The organism is Chryseobacterium sp. GTID13 (genome assembly GCF_056172655.1).
Genome location: NZ_JAOCMB010000007.1, coordinates 226,913 through 245,668, shown reverse-complemented (window position 1 = coordinate 245,668; position 18,756 = coordinate 226,913). Strand labels below are relative to the sequence as shown.

The following is an 18,756-nucleotide window of genomic DNA, read 5'->3' as shown; positions in this document are numbered from 1 at the left end:
TCCGATGATGATTTGCCGCTTTTTAAAAACCTATCTTATGAAAATACATTTAATACTGCCGTACGTGCTTTTTCTTTTCACTATCAGTTCCTGTTACAAAGAAATCAAATCCGAGAAAGGTGGAATTGATTTGATTTCCAATGTCTATTTTGATGCATCCAAGGGACTGGACAACATGCAGAGTTTTCATGTCTCGAAAATAAATTATTCTCACGATCAGCTAATAGAATATGTTCCGGACCTTTCATTTCCCGAAATTAACAGACAGGTGTATTATATCAGAGATTCACTCTGTTATCCTATTAACCTGATGGAACGTAATCTCATCTTTTCTGATCTTTCCAGAAAGGGGCAGCCTTTTCTGGTCTGGAAAAAGAAAGAGGGAGCCATATTCTCGAAAGAATGGATTCCCAACTATAGGAACAGAAGAAACCTGCCAGACACGGTTTTATTCCATAAGAAATACAAACGTTTTGAGATTAATTCTCCCTGGATGTACACAAGATTTTATATCTATCCGACAGACACTATTTTACCTTATTCACTGTACAGACATGCCGAAAAGGATTATCGCGGACGGTTGGAACGTATTGATTCTTACAATGAAAAAGAGGACGTTTTTGTAACGCTTCAATTACTGCCCAGAAAAAACTGGGATGATACTGCGAAAGAACTATTTGAATTTAATCATTTTGTAAAAAAACGGGAAAGTGAATGAAAATCAGCTAGCATATAACATCGATGATATTTCCGTAATAGAAGGGAATAAAAATGAACTGATTGTTTTTAACAGCAGTAAGGACAGGGATTCATTCCTGGAACTGCTGAAATTAAATAATCAGAATAATAACAGAACCCTTGTTGCCATTCATTCCGGTGCAAATACCAAAAAGTTGATTAACAGGTATCAGAACTATGAGGGGAAAATATTCCTTTGCCTGAATGGTGACAGAACAGGAAATATGATAACACTGAAAATCCTTACCGAACTGAATGAGAAAAATATAAAGGATATCCGTCCTTTATATGGAATCTCAGAAAACGGTAATCAAAACCTAAGTGAATATTTAGAAAACAAACTAGGTCTTCAAAATAAAAATACTACTTTAGTCGAACCAAAAAATTCAGAAGATGCAAACCTTAGTATTAAACGAAACGGAATTTCCGACGCTCAGCACGTGGGAACCCAACTTTCTGAACGAAATTCTGGAGAATCTCTCCAAAGAAGCCAATCCGGGCAAAACGGAAATCACCCGGGAGGACAAGCTGTGGGCAGCAACCATGCTGGAAATGGACTTAAAGGCAACAAGCGGAGCGATTTGGGAAGTGGAGGAGAAAGAAGATCCCCTGACAGAGCACAACCGCAAAATGATGAAGAAAATGAAGGAAGAAAACACCCCGTGGGCGGAATCGTATCCGGGAGAGCTTTATCCAATAGATCAGGATTAGATTTATTCCATAAAAATAATGAGGATTTAGATATTCTCATTTCAAAGTATAAAGGTCAGAAGCTGACTAATGAGCAAGTTGCGGAAGTGGTTTTCGCAGCTTGCTTTGTTTCGGGGAATCACAAAATTTCTCTAAATGAAAATCTTAACCTTACAAATGAGTTGAAAGGTATTTGTAGCCAGTTCAAAAGCGGTGGAACATCTAAAGAAGGCAGGGGGATTTTAGATGAATACTACACCGATTCAAGGATTGTAGATGCCGTGCGAAATTTAATCAAAGACCGGTTTAAAAACCATCAGGAAATTTCAGTATTGGAACCGAGTGTAGGAACAGGAAACTTCCTCTATGCTGCAAAGGACTTAGGTATAAAAACCAGTATTACGGCTTTTGAAATCAACGAGACCACAGCAAAAATTGCCAAAATCCTTCATCCTAAAGCTGATATCCATTTGCGTTCCTTTGAAACTGAATTTATTGATGAGAAAGGTGGCAAAAAGAATTTTCCGAAAAATACGATCTGGTTATTGGTAACCCGCCTTACGGAGAACATCGAGGGTTATACAAAGGTTTGGGTGAAGAGCCGAAAATCTCAAAATATGAAAATTATTTTGTTAAACGCTCTTTAGATTCCTTAAAGCCCGGTGGGATTCTGGCAATGGTGCTTCCGTCAGGTTGGTTAAACAGGCAAAACCAATTAAAAAATGCCGAGCTCGTAGAGGGATTCCGTTTGCCTAGCGGTGCTTTTGCCGGAACCGCCATTGGTACGGATATTATTCTTCTTAAGAAAGACCCTCTGAAAATTTCAACGGATATCTCCGACTATTTTGAAAACAATCCTGAAAAAATTCTGGGTGAAACCCGGGAAAAAACCAACCGTTTTGGGCGTCAGGAAAACTATGTCCACGGAAATTTAGAGGAGGCTTTATTAAAAATTGAGCAGCTGAGAGGCAAAAAAGAAACCGAAAGAATCGGGAATCTTTTTGAAGATTTATTCCTGGAAGCTGAAGAGGGGCCTAAAATCACCTTACAAAATAAGGTTTCGGAGGTTAAACCGGAAAAAATTACAGATTCTGAGCCTGGTGAGATAAATCTTACTGAAGTTCAGGAAAAGGTTGAACAGGTACTTTCATCGCTCGACGCCATAAAATTCAAATCTCCTTCAGTTGTAAAGGAGATTGAGAAATACAACAAACTTCAATCCCAAATTGCCAGCGAGCCAAAGAAATTCGATCAAAGCCAAATTGATGAAATTCTCCAAAAAGCGGAGAAAATTATTCAGTCTCAAAATGAAAAAAATACAGAGTATAGAATTCAGACCAAACCGGAGTTTAAAAAAGGAGTTCTAAAGTATCAATTCCTTAAATCCGATGAAATTGTAAATTCTTCACTTCAAAACAGTTCTGATCTTTCTAAGGCACAGATTGAAGCCTTTAGAGATACCTCATATGACGGAACTTTACATAATCGAGGAAAGCATTATCAATTTGCTAACTACTTAGGTGGAAAATGGGTACATGACTTTTACTATGCCGAAGGGAATATTTATGCAAAGTTGGAACAATTAGAAAGAGACTTTTCAGATAAATATGCTGTTGGCGGAACCGAACATCAATATGAAAAGCAAAAGGCTCTACTGGAAAGCGTTTTACCCAAATCTAAATCCCTTTATGAAATTTATATCAGCCCCAACCATGAATTCATTCATCAATTTAGTTTAGGGACTATTGAAAGGTTACGATATAATTCAATTACAAAAAGTACAGAGCCTGTTACGGAAAATTATACACTTGCAGAAAAATTTAAGGATTTTGTAAGCAGTTTACCCAGTAATGCCTTTGCGGGATCATCGTCGTGGGAAGTTAGAGGTTTTGTGGATAATGAAACGGTTACGGGGAGTGATAAGGAAAGAAACGCTCTCGTCCGTGAGAGGAGAAAAGCCGCTGCTAACGATTTGTTTTATAAATTTCTGAGAGAAGAATTATCGGATGAACTAAGAGAGCGTTTTGTCAAAGATTTCAACCGGAATTACAACAACATCCACGTTCCTGATTATGCCAAATTTCCACTATTTTCTAAAATTCATCTCAATTTCAAAGGCAGAGGGCTGAAACTAACCGAGGTTCAAAGAGCGGGAATCGGAAGACAAACTACAAAAGGGGTTGGCTTATTAGCTCACGAAGTCGGTTTTGGGAAAACTTTATCCGGAATTTTATCTATGCACGAAGCAATGGAACGAGGAAATGCAAAAAGACCTTTAATTGTTGTTCCTAATGAGAGTATTCTCAAACAATGGGTAGAAACTATTTTTGAAACCATTCCTCATGCCAAAATGAATGTACTGGGAAACCTGGGTAAAGATTATGATCTATCAAAGTTTGATAATAAGGACGGAGAGATTACCATTGTTACCTATGAAGGCTTTAATAACATTGGTTTTTCTGAAAATATTACTCAGGAGCTGGCTTCCCGATTTTCTTACATTTCAGAAAGTGAATTAAAAAGTGTTAATTCCATTAGCGAAAGGGATTTTCAGAAAGAACTGGAAAAAGAAAAAGAACTGGAGGGAAAAATGAAGCGTGGTAAAATCTATGATTGGGAAGATTTTGGCTTTGACCATCTGACGTATGATGAAGTCCATAATGCCAATCATATTGTCGGAAAAGTTAGGGTAGAAGACCGGAGATTTGCATCGGATTTCAGGAGCCAGAACCAGCAGACATCAAAACTGGGAATCAATACATGGATGGCAGCACAATACATTCAGGATAAGAATGATGGCAGGAATGTTACACTGCTTTCTGCTACCCCTTTTACAAACAAGCCTTTGGAGTATTATTCCATTTTATCCCTGATTGCTAATAAACGCTTGGAAGAGTCCGGTTACTTCAATGTCAATACATTTTTTGAAACCTTTATGGAAGCTGATAATGATATGGAAATTGATGCCAAAGGTGATGTGAGATTCAAAGCTAATGTCCGGAGGTTTAAGAATAATTCTCTGTTTCAGCAGCTGCTTTCAGAATTCATTGACATCAAAGGAGAAGAAGACAACCCAGAATTGAAGCGTCCCAACAAAATCAATAAAGAATACAAGATTGAACAGAATGACCTGACGAAAGAGCAATATGATTTGCTTAATGAAAGCTTTAGTGAAACGGAGAAAGGAGCGATTCTTACCCATATCCTTAATGCAAGATTGATTGCCATTTCTCCGTATTTGTCACCTTATTATGATGGAGAAGAGCCTTCAATACGGGAATTTATAGAAAATTCTCCGAAGCTAAGGCAGACGATGGAGCTGATCCGGCAGAATAAAACAGACATTCCGGATTCAGGACAGATTATTTATTCTGAATTAGCTGTTGCAGAATTTCCTAAATTGAAAGAATATCTTGTACAGAAAATTGGTTATAAACCTGAAGAGATTGGAATCATTACCGGAGCAACAAGTAAACCTAACAGGTTAAAAATCCAGGATGATTTTAATTCCGGGAAAATTAAAATTATTATAGGCAGCGAAGCCATTCAGGAAGGAATGAACCTTCAGGAAAATACAACCGATCTTTATCTGCTTTCTTTACCGTATAATTTTACTTCTTTACGACAGGTGGAAGGAAGAATATGGAGACAGGGGAATAAAAATGAAAATGTGCGAGTCAATTTTATGCTAACCAATGACAGTATTGATGTTTTTATGCTTCAAAAATTGCAGGCTAAGCAGGCAAGATATTTAGAAGCGATGAAAAAAGGAGCAGATGTTTTGGATGTTTCGGATATCAGTACCCAGGAACTCAAGACATCAATCATTACCAATCCGGAAACAAGGGCTAATATTGAGATTGAACTGATGAAAAAACGGATTGAAAGTGAGAAAAATAAACACCTTGCGGATAGTGCCTTTGTATTAAGGAAATACGAGGATTTTATCAAAGTTCAGGAGGGAGTGACCAAAGCAGAGTATAGTTATAATAGGATTTTAGGTTATTCTAAAGAAGAGGGGGAGAATGGGGAATATTGGAAAAATCAGCTTCCATCTTATCAAAAAACGATAGAGCTGGCAAAAGAAGAAGTTCAAAAAGCAATCCGGCATTTAGCTGAAAAAGGAGTGAATGTTGCAGAAATTGAGAAGCAAACCAAGGCTACAGAGGATAAAATAGCTGAATTGGATAAAAAACTGGAAGAGCTTCCTGAAATAAAAGGGAAGTTAATACAACAATACCAAACAGAAAAGGAAGAGCAGCTTAAAATTAATAAGCATATAGATCATGTAAAAGGCAGGGCAGAAGAGAATAAAAATCTATATAATACTTTATTGAACGTGAGTCCTATAAATACTATGGATAATAAAATCTCATTAGATGTAATATCATTACCAAGAGAAGATATGAATTTGGATAATGTATCGGCTATAACCAGAAAAAGATAAATGGAATTAGAGTTAGTGAGCTGTTTAAAAAAAATAATTGAATTTCAGAATATTAGTATAGTTGACCGAAATATTAATTAATTTTAGACAAGCAATTTTATGACTATTGATTTGAAGTAATTGACTTTAAATAATAGAGAAAAAAGCTATATATTTGATATTCTACTCAATAAGGTAATTTGATGAAAAAGATATTTTATCTAAAATAAACCATGACCTTAAATAAACGCAATAATCTTAAAATATTTGTCGTTTCAACAGTATATAATTTTCAAGCCGATTTAGATCGTATTTATTAACTATTAGATGATTATGGATGTGATGTAATGATGTCTTATAAAGGGGGCCTTCCTTTGGAATAGTATTTTGAACAGTCAGAATATTTGTGTTGGAAGCGTTGAGCAATGTGATGTTTTCTTGGCTTTATCCGTCCAGACTATGGTTCCGATATACTTGAAAAGGATGGCTTGTCCATTACACATCAGGAATTTCGGAAAGCATTTGAACTGGAATTCCCAGGTTTGCATTGGCTGATTACCGAGTTGTATTCACAAGATCTCTGTTTAAGAATAGTTAGGTAATTGAAAACTATTCTAAGAAAATTATAAAATTTGAGAATATACAATGTGGATGACAGAAATCCGAAACATATCAAAAAATGGCCGAGCAGCTTTTTGGAAAACTGTTTGCAGACAAAGGATACTTGTACAGCACTTTGGGAGATGCTTTTCGTGGATGGAATTCAACTTTTCACCAAACTCCGAAAGAATATGAGAACGGAAGATAAAATTCTGCTTTGCGAAAGCGAGACTATTGAGACCATCAACGATGAATTAAAAAAAATGTCAAGTGGAACACACAAGACATCGAAGTGTGAACAACTCTTTGATGAATATTTTAGGAAGTCTTACTGCATATTTTTTCTTTCCCAAAAAACCGTCACTCAATTTACAAAAAGTGAATGACGGGCAATTATTTTTAAATTTTGCTTAAACCGAATTCAGATTATATTATCTATCTCGGTTATGATATTTTTACACATAATCCCTAAAAATAAAATTATTACTAAAATTTTTTGCCGTTACTATAATACTTACAAATTTCTGTAGTGAATATATAAATAAGCCCCCGATTTAGATATTTTATGAGTTTTCTTAATTTCAAAATAATATTAGATTAAGAAAAGTAAAATGTTAGATTAATGTAACATTTTTTTATATTTGCAGAAAATATTAAAAATGGCTAAGAGATATTTATCAATTATTATGTTATGCTATTTTCTCTTTCTGGTTGTTCAGGGCTGCAATCAACTTCAGCCGGAAGCAATAGATGAAAGTGAATTATTGGATGGTCCTATTGAAGGCTTATCTTATGCTGAAAATCAGCAGTTTTTGAGAGGGGATGTAGCTTTTAATGATGAAATTTTTACTACCGAGAAGGGACTTGGTCCTACATTTGTAGCAACAAGCTGTGGCAGCTGTCATGCTGGTGACGGAAAAGGTACTCCTTTTACTACCCTTACACGTTTTGGTCAAATTGATGAAAATGGAAATTTATTTCTGCATTTAGGTGGTCCTCAATTGCAAAATAGGGCAATACCGGGCTATACTCCTGAAACAATTCCTACCGGAGCAACCTTTTCTAAATTTACCCCACCTGCAAATACTGGGCTTGGCTTCATCGAATTAGTATCTGATACAGATATTTTAGCAATGGCAGATCCCTTTGACTCAGATAATGATGGTATTTCGGGAGTTCCAAATTATATAGAATTACCATCCTATCAATCACCATTTCCTTTTGCCATTCCAAAAAACGGAAAATATATTGCACGTTTTGGTAAAAAGGAGCAGCTTACAGCTTACTGCATCAAACTGTAAATGCTTATAACCAGGATATGGGGATTACTTCCTCATACAATCCGCAGGATGTTTATTCCGGATTAAATATTGACCCTGAAGTTTCTGATAAAACAATAGCTGATGTAGTTTTTTATCTTAGGACATTAAAAACTCCAATCCAGAGAGATGCAGAAAATCCGACAATAAAACAAGGGTATGCTGTATTCAATCAGATTAGCTGTACCAAATGCCATATTCCGGAATTAAAAACCTCACAATCTTCTATTTCAGCATTATCCAATAAAAAGTTTTATCCGTATACAGATTTACTGCTTCATGACATGGGAACGACCTTAGATGATGGTTATACCGAAGGCTCTGCAAAAACCAATGAGTGGAGAACGCCACCACTTTGGGGGCTGGGTTTATCACCAAAATCTCAAGGAGGTCAGTTTTTTTAATGCATGATGGCAGAGCAAAAAGTATAGAAGAAGCTATTGAGCTGCATGGAGGAGAAGCAGCAAACAGCAAAAACAAATTTATGCAGCTTTCATTCGGTGACAAAGCGGCTATTATCACATTTTTAAAATCATTATAATCATGAACAGACTTGAATTTATCAAAAAATGTGGACTGGCTTGTATTGGAGCAACGGCAATTCCGCCTATTTTATCAGGGTGTATAAGCAACAAAATGACTACAGGAACAATAAAAGATGATTATATCTTATTGCCTGTATCAGATTTTTTAGATAGCAAATTCCCAGATAAAAAAAGACCTTATATCATCATTCAAAATGAAATTCTAAAATATCCCATCTGTGTTTTCAGAATTTCTGATACGGAGTATGAAGCTTTGTGGATGCAGTGTACTCATCAGGGAAGTCAATTGCAGGTATTTGGAGATCAATTGCAATGTCCTGCACACGGAAGCGAATTTTCTAATAAAGGCTTGGTACAAAATGGACCAGCTGAAAAAGCATTAAGAAAATTTCCCGTACAGATAGAATCAGAATTTTTAAAAATCTCCTTAAAAAACAAGCATGAAAAAAACTTTATTCTTGACTATTATTTTGGCTTTCCAAGGGTTCAATGCTCAAATAGATTCTGATTTGTTAAAAAGAATCCCGGTAGACAGTACGCAATCATTGAATATGGATGCAGTATACAAGCGTCCATTTTTAGGGCTGGGAAAAGTACCTGTTTCTATTGGGGGCTATGCAGAAGCCAATTGGCAACATGTGGCAACGGACGGGGTTTCTGAAGGACATCAGTTCCAATTACGAAGAATGACACTTTTTGTATCCTCTGCCATTTCCTCAAAAATTAAATTTTTAAGTGAAATAGAATTGGAAGAAGGAGGTAAGGAAATCAATATTGAATTTGCTGCAATAGACGTAGAATTTCATCCATTATTAAATTTAAGAGGAGGAATTGTCATGAATCCTATTGGTTCTTTTAATCAAAATCATGACGGTCCCAAGTGGGAATTTACCGACCGTCCTATTTCGGCAACACAAATGCTTCCGGCAACTTTCAGTAACGCAGGCTTTGGATTTTATGGAAAATTGTATAAATCTGATTGGATGTTTGGGTATGAAGCCTACTTAACAGGGAATTTTGATAATTCAATTATTGACAATAATCAAAACAAAACATACTTACCTGCTGCCAAAAATAATTCTGAGCGTTTTGAAGAAATTAACAGTGGGGTTCCTCTTTTTACGGGAAAAATTGCCGTAAGACATAAAAAAGCAGGAGAATTTGGGATTTCCTACATGGAAGGCATTTACAATAAGTTTCAGGATGATGGTTTGGAGTTAGATAAGAAAAGAAGAGTAAAAGTTTTTGCCTTGGATTATAACAATACAATATTGAAACTGAACACTTTCATTACAGCCGAGTGGGCATGGGTGAATGTCGATGTTCCTGAAACCTATACACAGCAATATGGAAACAAGCAGTATGGGGGTTTGTAGATATTGTCCAACCTATCATTAGAAAAAAATATTAGGTTGGGAAAAAGCTACTGTGAATCTTGCTTTCCGTTTTGATTATGTTGATTGGAATGTTGGACGCTTTTTTGAAGACAATAGCAAAATAGGAGACGATGTTTGGAGCATTATGCCGGGAGTTAGTTTTAGGCCAAGCTCGCAGACTGTTTTTAGGATCAATTATAGGTTTCAGAAAAAAGAGATCTCTTTGCAAATCTGCCGGAAACTACTGTGGGATTAAGCTTTGGAATTTCCACTTATTTCTAAAAAATAAAACAAAATAAAGAAACCTCCCTTAAAGCAGGTTTCTTTACTTATTTTAGAAATATTTATGAAGCAGCTTTACAGCATCCATCAAGATTTTTATATGACTCAGTATCAGCTTTAACATCATCAGCATCATATCCAAATTTTGCAATGGCCAGCTTTATAGTCTGCAGATTTGTTTTTTTAGGATTATAATAAACGGTGATGGTCATTGTTTCTTCATCCAAATTATACATTTTTACCCCTTTAATTTTAAACATATTAGTTTTAAATTTTAATCCACCTGTTTCGCAAGTTTTAAAATGATCACAAGAAATATAAGTTTTAATTACAACTTTTCCTGATTCTTTTTCCTGTGCCATTGTAAAGACCAAAGAAAACATGAAAATGATAAAAAATAAATTTTTTAAATTCATTTTAATTTTTTTATTAGTTATACAAAAATAGCTAATTTTTTGAAAATGGAATTAGTGCTTTTATTACATAGTCAATATAATTACTAGAATAATAAGTAGTAATATAACCTGAGTTCGGGATAAGCATTCTATATAAGCAACAGAAAACCATTAGTTTATATCTAACCTTTTCATTTCTTGATTAACTTTTTGATTGTAAGGATAGAAAAATGAATATAAACCAGAAATAATGAAGTCATTTTTTTAAAATCTGAAAGCTAAATCTCCAAAGCTTAATAATAAAACCATGAATATCAATTAATTAAATTCTATTTATTGTTATTTTCTTATCCCGAACTCAGGTTAATATAATATTTTTTATATTTGCAAAATGAGTTTTCTTAAATTACTTTTAACAATTTACTTAACGGCATTATCCATAATGCCATGTAGTGATGCTGTTAGTGAGAAATTGAAGGAAACTAGCATTTCCGTTTCTTTAAGCAGTAACAGGTGGGAATCTCATTCTCAAGGAGATTCTTGTTCACCATTTTGTTTTTGTAACTGCTGTAGAATTACAATAGTATCCATTAAAATTGATCCTGTCTTAGATTATCCGAAACAGATTAAAACATACTTTTCAAAGAAAATTCTTTTCCAAAAGAATGATTTTGCGTATTTGATATATGATCAAATATGGCAACCACCTAAGATTTAATTTTTATTGAGAGATGGAGGGATTGTCTTTCATCAAAACTTTTACAGAAACCTTGCAATACTATTGCATAGTTTTTCTGTCTTTTTTGTCACGTTGTTTATTGATGGTTTTACAAGAATTAAACACATGTGATTTTTAATAAAATTATATTCTATGTTAGATAAAATCATAAGATTTAGCATCAAGAACAAGATTGTCATAGGTATTATGACCTTGTTGCTAATCATTTGGGGAACCTGGAGTGCTACCAGGTTACCTATTGACGCTGTTCCCGATATTACCAATAATCAGGTTCAGATCATTACCGTTTGTCCCACATTAGCAGGACAAGAAGTTGAGCAATTAGTTACATTTCCAATTGAACAAAGCATCGCCAATGTTCCAGATATAGAAGAAACCAGAAGTATTTCAAGGTTTGGACTTTCGGTAATTACTATTGTTTTTAAAGAAAATGTTGATGTTTATTTTGCTAGGCAGCTTGTAAACGAAAGACTTAAAGAGGCTGCACAAGAGATTCCAAAAGAAGCTGGAACTCCTGAATTAGCTCCTGTAAGTACAGGGCTAGGAGAAGTGTATCAGTATATTCTCCATCCTAAAAAAGGTAGCGAGAAAAAATACAATGCCAAAGAGCTTCGTACAATGCAGGACTGGATAGTACGAAGACAATTGAACGGAACACCTGGAGTAGCAGAAGTAAATAGTTTCGGAGGTGAATTGAAACAATATGAAGTAGCTATTAATCCAGATCGGCTTAGAGCAATGGGAGTAAGTATTACCGATATCTTTATTGCCTTAGAAAAAAATAATCAGAATACAGGTGGTGCCTATATTGATAAAAAACCTAATGCTTATTTCATAAGGGGAATCGGTATTGTAACTTCATTAGAAGATGTAAAAAATATTTCTGTAAAAAATGAAACTGGAAGTGTTCCTATTTTTATAAAAGATGTAGCAGATGTACGTTTAGGACATGCCGTACGTTATGGAGCAATGACGTATAATGGTCAAGTAGATGCTGTAGGTGGGGTTGTAATGATGCTCAAAGGAGCCAACAGTAATGAAGTAGTAAACAGTATTAAAGAAAAATCCCAACCATCCAAAAATCTCTTCCTGCCGATGTGGTTATTGAATCTTTTCTTGATAGAACAGATTTAGTTGGAAGAGCAATCAATACTGTAGAGAAAAATCTTATCGAAGGAGCTTTGATTGTAATTTTTGTTTTAGTTATTTTCTTGGGAAACCTCCGTGCAGGATTGATAGTTGCCTCAGCTATACCGTTATCATTACTTTTTGCATTAGGAATGATGAACGTTTTTGGAGTAAGTGCTAACTTGATGAGCTTAGGAGCAATCGATTTCGGGCTGATTGTAGACGGAGCGGTGATCATTGTCGAAGCAACTTTACATCATCTTGGGATAAGGAAAACGACGAGAATGTTGACCCAATCCGAAATGGATGAAGAAGTTTTCCTTTCTGCCTCTAAGATCAGAAGTAGTGCTGCTTTTGGAGAAATTATCATTTTAATCGTTTATATTCCTATACTGACATTAGTAGGAGTAGAAGGGAAAATGTTTACTCCAATGGCAAAAACGGTAGGTTTCGCTATTTTAGGAGCGTTGATACTATCGCTAACATATATTCCAATGATGTGTGCTTTATTTTTATCAAAAAAATATCCCATAAAGAGACTTTTTCGGATAAAATGATGAATTTTCTCCAGAAAATTTACCAACCGTTACTTAATAAAGCACTTAAAATCAAATACTGGTTAGTTGGAGGTACAATAGCTTTGTTTGCAGTATCTACATTCATATTCAGTAGAATGGGAGGGAGTTTATTCCTCAATTACAGGAAGGAGATTTTGCTTTTCACTGTATTTTACCACAAGGAAGCTCCTTAAGTCAAAGCATTGAAACCTCTATGCAGGCTTCAAGAATTATCAAACAGTTTGATGAAGTAAAAATGGTCGTTGGTAAGACTGGAGCAGCGGAGGTTCCTACTGACCCGATGCCGCCTGAAGCAACTGACATGATGATTGTTTTAAAACCTCAAAGTGAGTGGAAAGAAAAAAATCTTATGATGAGTTAGCTGATGAAATTTCAGAAAAGTTAGAAGCTATTCCAGGGGTATTTTTTGAGAAGAATCAGCCTATCCAAATGCGGTTTAATGAATTAATGACAGGAATCAGACAAGATGTAGCTGTGAAAATTTTTGGTGAAAATTTAGATTCGCTGGCATTATATGCAGATAAAACTGCGAATGTTATTCAGTCTGTAAAAGGTGCTACGCAGCCACAAATAGAAAGGGTAAGTGGTCTTCCCCAAATTAATGTAGAATATGATAGAACGAGGATGGCTAATTATGGTTTAAATATTGAAGATGTTAATAATGCGCTTAGTACTGCATTTGCAGGGCAATCTGCAGGACAGATTTTTGAGAACGAGAGGAGATTTGATCTTGTAGTACGTTTGGACAGTCTTCACAGAACTAATATTGATGATGTAAATAGTCTTATGATTTCCACCAATTCGGGAGCACAGATACCTCTTTCTCAAGTTGCTAATATAAGTTATAAACTAGGACCTGCCCAGATCAGCCGTGAAGAGGGTAAAAGAAGAATCGTTATAGGTTTTAATGTTAAGGGACGCGATGTGGAAAGTGTGGTAGAAGAAATTCAGCAAAGGTTGGATAAACAGGTAAAATTACCATCTGGATATTATTTTACCTATGGAGGACAGTTCGAAAATCTGAAAGCTGCAAGCAAACGTCTGATGATTGCAGTTCCTGTATCTTTATTTCTCATTTTCATGCTGCTTTATTTTACATTCAATTCATTTAAGCAAGCAGCTTTGATATTTACAGCAATTCCAATGAGTGCTATTGGAGGTGTTTTTGCATTAATTGTGAGAGATATGCCTTTCAGTATAAGTGCTGGAATCGGATTTATCGCCCTGTTTGGTGTTGCTGTTCTCAATGGAATAGTATTGATAGGTACCTTTAATCAACTAGAAAAAGAGGGGAAACCGATATTTTCAAAAGAGTATTTAAAGGAACAAAAACAAGATTAAGACCGGTTTTAATGACTGCAACAGTAGCTTCTTTAGGATTTTTGCCTATGGCGATTTCAACAGGCGCTGGAGCGGAAGTTCAGAAACCCTTAGCAACTGTTGTAATTGGCGGTTTGGTAACGGCAACTTTTCTTACCTTATTTGTGCTACCGATGCTGTATATCATTTTTAATACTAAAATTAAAATGAAGAAAATTATGATGAAACCTAGTACCACCGTTGTTGTTTTAGGCTTTTTGCTTTTCGGGCAAATTTTTAAAGCACAGGATACTCAAACTTTATCCATTGAGCAAGCAACTGAAATGGCTTTGAATAATAGTAATCTGATAAAATCCAAAGATTTTGATATTAAGGTGACAGAAGCGCTCAAACCAACAGCTAAAGAATTACCTAAAATGAATGTGGAAGCTCAATTAGGTCAATATAACAGTCGAAAGTTTGATCAGTCTTTTTCAATCTCTCAAAGCATCCCTTTTCCTACTTTATTTAAAGCAAGAAAAGAGCTGATTGCTGAAGAAATTAAAGGAAAACAGATTAATAAAGAGATCTCTGCAAATGAACTGGCAAAACAGGTCAGAACGTATTATTATCAGATTGAATATTTACAGTACAATCAGTTGCAGCTGAAAAATCTAGATAGTCTGTATCAGGATTTTATCAGAATTGCTACGGTACGATTTAGATCCGGAGATATTAAAAAAATCGAGATCAATACTGCGGAGACGCAAAAAGGTGAGATCAATTTATTTTTAAAGCAAAATGAAGTATATCTAAATAATGCTTACAAAAATTTGAAAGTTCTTCTGAATACCCAGGCAAACATCATAGTACCTTTCACAAAGGATTATCATCCTTTAAGAATAGATAATTTTCTCGATAGTGCATCAGTTGCCAATCATCCAATAGTAAGAGCATTTTATCAACAAATGGAAATAGCAGAAAAAAATAAAAATGTTGAAAAATCTCAGGGGCTACCTGAATTTACTTTAGGATATACAAATCAATCGCTAATCGGTTTTCAGACGATAAACGGACAGGAACAATATTTTAATGGTGGAAACAGATTTCATTACGCAAATGTAGGGATTACAATACCATTGACTTTTGGAGCTACAAAAGCAAGGATACAGTCTTGGGAATACCAGAGACAAATGGCAGAATCCAATGCAAAACTCCAAGAAAAGCAATTAGAAGCACAATTGGAAAATGCATTCAATCAATATCAGCAGAATGTGGAACAATATGATTATTATGTAACTCAAGCGATTCCTAATGCCGAAAAAATATCGAAAGCTGGACAATTAGGATATAAAACTGGAGAAATTTCTTATGTTGAATATCTTTTTGCATTACAGACAGCAACCAATATTCAACTAAAATATTTGGAATCTATTCAGCAAGTCAACGAATCTGTAATTACCATTAATTCAATAATTAATAAATAAAATGAAAATTAAATATAGTATTTTATCTCTGATATTTGTTTCTGTTTTTGCCATAAGTTGCGAGAAAAAGGAAGTCTCTTCAGAGAATATAGAAATAGAAAAAACCGAAGAAAATCATGAGGAAATTCCTCAAACTATTGCAACCCTGACTGAGGAACAGATTAAAGCAATGGGAATAACATTGGGAAGTATAGAAATGAAAGAACTTGCTTCTACTGTAAAAGCCAATGGTGTTTTAAAAGTTCCAAATAATCGAAAAGCTACTGTGACTTCATTATATGGCGGAGTTATTAAAACGATTAATGTGCAAATGGGGGATTATGTAAGACAAGGGCAGGTATTGGCTTCTATCAGTAATCCTGAATATATTCAGCTTCAGGAACAATATCTTACGATAAATAGTAGAATTATCTATGCAGAACAAGAATACAGAAGACAAAAAGAACTTTTTGACAATGATGCTGGGGCAAAAAGAATCTTCAAAACGCGGATGCAGAACTAAAGAGTTTAAGAACTCAAAAATCATCTTTACAGAAACAACTTCAGCTAATGGGCATCAGTCCGTCAAAAGTAGGAAACAGCAATCTAAGGTCAGGTCTGGTCATCACGGCCCCAATAAGTGGAACCATTAGCAATATCAATGCTCAAATTGGAAGCTATGTAGATGTTTCTTCTCCAGTGTTAGATATTATCGATAATAATTCCATACATCTTGATCTTCAGGTGTTTGAAAAAGATTTGCCCAAAATGAGGATTGGGCAGATCGTTCATTTTAAACTAACCAATAATCCTGAAACTGAATATGATGCAAAAGTATACAGTATCGGTTCTTCTTTTGAAAATGAAAGCAAAACTATTTCAGTACATGCTATGGTAACAGGAAATAAACTGGGATTGATAGATGGAATGAATATTACAGGAATTGTAAGCTTAGATAATTCTACAACAGCGGCGGTTCCTAATGAAGCTATTGTAGAAGCAGATGGGAAATATTACATCTTTGTGAAAACCGATAAAAAAGAGAAAGATCATGAAGGTGCAATAGATGATGACCATGGTCATGGTCATGATGAAGGAGAAAAGGAGCATGGTCATAAAGATGAAAAGGAAGCTGGAGACCACGCTAAAGAACAGTCCAAAACAATTAATTTCGAAAAAGTGGAAATAATAAAAGGTTCAACAGATATGGGTTATACTGCTATTACTCCAGTAAATGAAATTTCATCCGATGCTAAAATTGTATTTAAAGGAGCATTTTTTGTGAATGCAAAACTATCTAACTCAGGTGAGCATGAGCATTAATTCTCGTAATTTATTGTTGTTTTAATTTAAAGAAGTAAGTAATCATGTTGTTAAACAAAAGGATTTCAATATGGTATTTTATAGAACAGATCAAAAGTCAAGTTGTTCTAATTTTTATATTTGCTATAAGCATAGGATTGTTAGACCTCCATCCGACTTTCAAAAAGATATCTATTCCATTAAGTATTCCGGCTTTGTTGGGTACGGCAATATCTCTATTATTAGCATTCAGAACAGCACAATCTTACGAAAGATGGTGGGAAGCAAGGACAGTTTGGGGTGCTATTGTTAATGATTCAAGATCTTTTTTAAGACTTATTCAACAATTTTTTCCTGAGGATCATGCAGAAATAAAAGTCTTTGCTGAAAGACAGATTATTTGGGTATATGCATTAGCTGAGGCATTAAGAAAAGAACCTTTTTCCAATAGAATTAAGGAATATTTGCAGTTACATGAAATTGTAGCTGTAAATATACCTAATGCTTTACTTGACAAACATTCTATGCAAATACAAAAAATTGCAAAAAAAAATGGGATTTCAGATTTCAAAGAAATTCAGCTTAATGAAGTTATCATGAAACTTTGTGATAGCATGGGAAAATGTGAAAGATTGAAAAATACTGTTTTTCCAAGGTCCTACAGTGTTCTACTCCATTCACTAATTTATGTCTTTGCATTTATACTCCCTTTTGGTTTAGAAGATTCTCAATTGATCGTGGAGATCGCAACTACGATCATTATTCCAGTAATATTTATAGCCATAGAGAAAACTGCAATTATTATGCAAGATCCTTTTGAAAATACTCCTGTAGATACTCCAATGACTTCTCTGGCACAGACAATAGAGATTAATATACTCCAAATGATAGGGGATAAAGATATTCCTAATAAAAAAGAAAATACCACTTATTATGAAATGTGAATTGAGCCAACAAATACAATAAATTATGAATGATACAAAAAAACAAACAGTTTCAGCATCAAGCAGGCACAAAAGAAACTTACTCATTGTTCTTTCTCTAAGCGGCATTTATCTTATTGCGGAAGTTATTGGGGGCATTCTTACAAAAAGTCTTGCATTACTGGCGGATGCAGCTCATATGCTTACAGATGTTGTAGGTTTGCTTCTCGCATTTATAGCTATAAAAATTGGTGAGAGAAAAGCAAGTCCACAAAAAACTTTTGGATATTACAGAGCAGAAATACTTGCGGCGGTTATCAACGCGGTAGTTTTATTAGGGATATCAATGTATGTTTTGTATGAAGCATGGCAGAGATTTAAAAATCCCCCGAAGTACAAAGTAGTTCTATGATGATCGTTGCTGGAATAGGTTTGCTTGTAAATATTATCGGAATTTTTATTATTAGAAAAGATTCTAATGAAAGTCTTAATATGAAAGGTGCTTACTTTGAAGTGCTTTCAGACATGCTTACATCTATTGGTGTGATGATAGCGGGAGTTATCATGCTAACTACGGGATGGTATTACGCTGACCCTTTAATATCTGCACTTATAGGATTAATGATTTTTCCAAGAACATGGAGATTATTGATGGAAGCAGTAAATATTTTGCTTGAAGGAACGCCAAAAGATGTGGATATTAGTAAACTACGCAGTGCTTTAGAAGAAATTCCAGGAGTACAAAAAATTCATGACTTACACGTTTGGTCTTTAACATCTGGAATTAATGCTATGAGTGCTCATGTAGTGACTGAAGAAACCCAAAGTCGCAATCTTATTTTAAAAGCTTTAATTGATAAGGCAACTATCGATTTCAAAATTACTCATACTACTTTTCAAATCGAGTATGAAGGATATGAAGAAAATGAGATACATTTATAAAATCATTT

The 18,756-nt window shown here is 34.7% G+C and carries 7 protein-coding genes and 6 pseudogenes; 12 read left to right on the top strand and 1 reads right to left on the bottom strand.

Annotated elements, in window-relative coordinates:
* Positions 1–37 precede the first annotated feature (37 nt).
* The 7 genes and pseudogenes from N4G44_RS20260 to N4G44_RS20230 all read left to right on the top strand — a co-directional run bounded on the left by N4G44_RS20260 (position 38) and on the right by N4G44_RS20230 (position 9,694).
* A complete protein-coding gene (locus N4G44_RS20260) occupies positions 38–718 on the top strand; it encodes a hypothetical protein (RefSeq protein ID WP_474929452.1) in 681 nt (226 codons plus the stop codon).
* Positions 711–5,875 (top strand): annotated as a pseudogene (locus tag N4G44_RS20255) (Eco57I restriction-modification methylase domain-containing protein). The gene N4G44_RS20260 and the pseudogene N4G44_RS20255 overlap by 8 nt, the downstream one beginning before the upstream one ends.
* Positions 5,876–6,498: 623 nt before the next feature.
* Positions 6,499–6,868, top strand: a pseudogene (locus N4G44_RS20250) (transposase); the annotation flags it as partial.
* Positions 6,869–7,095: 227 nt separating this feature from the next.
* Positions 7,096–7,755 carry a di-heme oxidoredictase family protein gene (locus N4G44_RS20245; RefSeq protein ID WP_474929450.1) on the top strand — a complete coding sequence of 220 codons (660 nt, stop codon included), beginning with the start codon at positions 7,096–7,098 and terminating at the stop codon, positions 7,753–7,755.
* A gap of 17 nt (positions 7,756–7,772) precedes the next feature.
* Positions 7,773–8,314 (top strand): annotated as a pseudogene (locus N4G44_RS20240) (di-heme oxidoredictase family protein).
* Between the two features lie 2 nt (positions 8,315–8,316).
* Complete coding sequence (locus N4G44_RS20235; protein ID WP_474929448.1) at positions 8,317–8,826, top strand: Rieske (2Fe-2S) protein; 510 nt, start codon at positions 8,317–8,319, stop codon at positions 8,824–8,826.
* Position 8,827: 1 nt separating this feature from the next.
* Positions 8,828–9,694 (top strand): hypothetical protein, encoded by an 867-nt coding sequence (locus tag N4G44_RS20230; protein ID WP_474929447.1) that lies wholly within the window; start codon positions 8,828–8,830, stop codon positions 9,692–9,694.
* 344 nt (positions 9,695–10,038) lie between these two features.
* On the opposite strand, the gene N4G44_RS20225 is transcribed toward N4G44_RS20230, so the two are convergent.
* Positions 10,039–10,392 (bottom strand): hypothetical protein, encoded by a 354-nt coding sequence (locus tag N4G44_RS20225; protein ID WP_474929445.1) that lies wholly within the window; start codon positions 10,390–10,392, stop codon positions 10,039–10,041.
* Positions 10,393–10,762: 370 nt separating this feature from the next.
* Here N4G44_RS20225 and N4G44_RS20220 point away from each other — a divergent pair, with 370 nt between their 5' ends.
* From N4G44_RS20220 to N4G44_RS20200, 5 genes and pseudogenes are all read left to right on the top strand, one after another.
* Complete coding sequence (locus tag N4G44_RS20220; protein ID WP_474929443.1) at positions 10,763–11,089, top strand: DUF6660 family protein; 327 nt, start codon at positions 10,763–10,765, stop codon at positions 11,087–11,089.
* Between the two features lie 153 nt (positions 11,090–11,242).
* Positions 11,243–15,602: pseudogene (locus tag N4G44_RS20215) on the top strand (CusA/CzcA family heavy metal efflux RND transporter).
* A gap of 1 nt (position 15,603) precedes the next feature.
* A pseudogene (locus N4G44_RS20210) lies at positions 15,604–16,904 on the top strand (efflux RND transporter periplasmic adaptor subunit).
* Positions 16,905–16,948: 44 nt separating this feature from the next.
* A complete protein-coding gene (locus N4G44_RS20205) occupies positions 16,949–17,827 on the top strand; it encodes a bestrophin family protein (RefSeq protein ID WP_474929441.1) in 879 nt (292 codons plus the stop codon).
* Positions 17,828–17,852: 25 nt separating this feature from the next.
* Positions 17,853–18,748: pseudogene (locus N4G44_RS20200) on the top strand (cation diffusion facilitator family transporter).
* The last annotated feature ends 8 nt before the right edge of the window (positions 18,749–18,756 follow it).

What these genes read in the sequence shown, in the direction of transcription:
- N4G44_RS20225 (WP_474929445.1), bottom strand. Translation starts at nt 10,392, where the DNA reads ATGAATTTAAAAAATTTATTTTTTATCATTTTCATGTTTTCTTTGGTC.
- N4G44_RS20220 (WP_474929443.1), top strand. Translation starts at nt 10,763, where the DNA reads ATGAGTTTTCTTAAATTACTTTTAACAATTTACTTAACGGCATTATCC.
- N4G44_RS20205 (WP_474929441.1), top strand. Translation starts at nt 16,949, where the DNA reads ATGTTGTTAAACAAAAGGATTTCAATATGGTATTTTATAGAACAGATC.
- N4G44_RS20235 (WP_474929448.1), top strand. Translation starts at nt 8,317, where the DNA reads ATGAACAGACTTGAATTTATCAAAAAATGTGGACTGGCTTGTATTGGA.
- N4G44_RS20260 (WP_474929452.1), top strand. Translation starts at nt 38, where the DNA reads ATGAAAATACATTTAATACTGCCGTACGTGCTTTTTCTTTTCACTATC.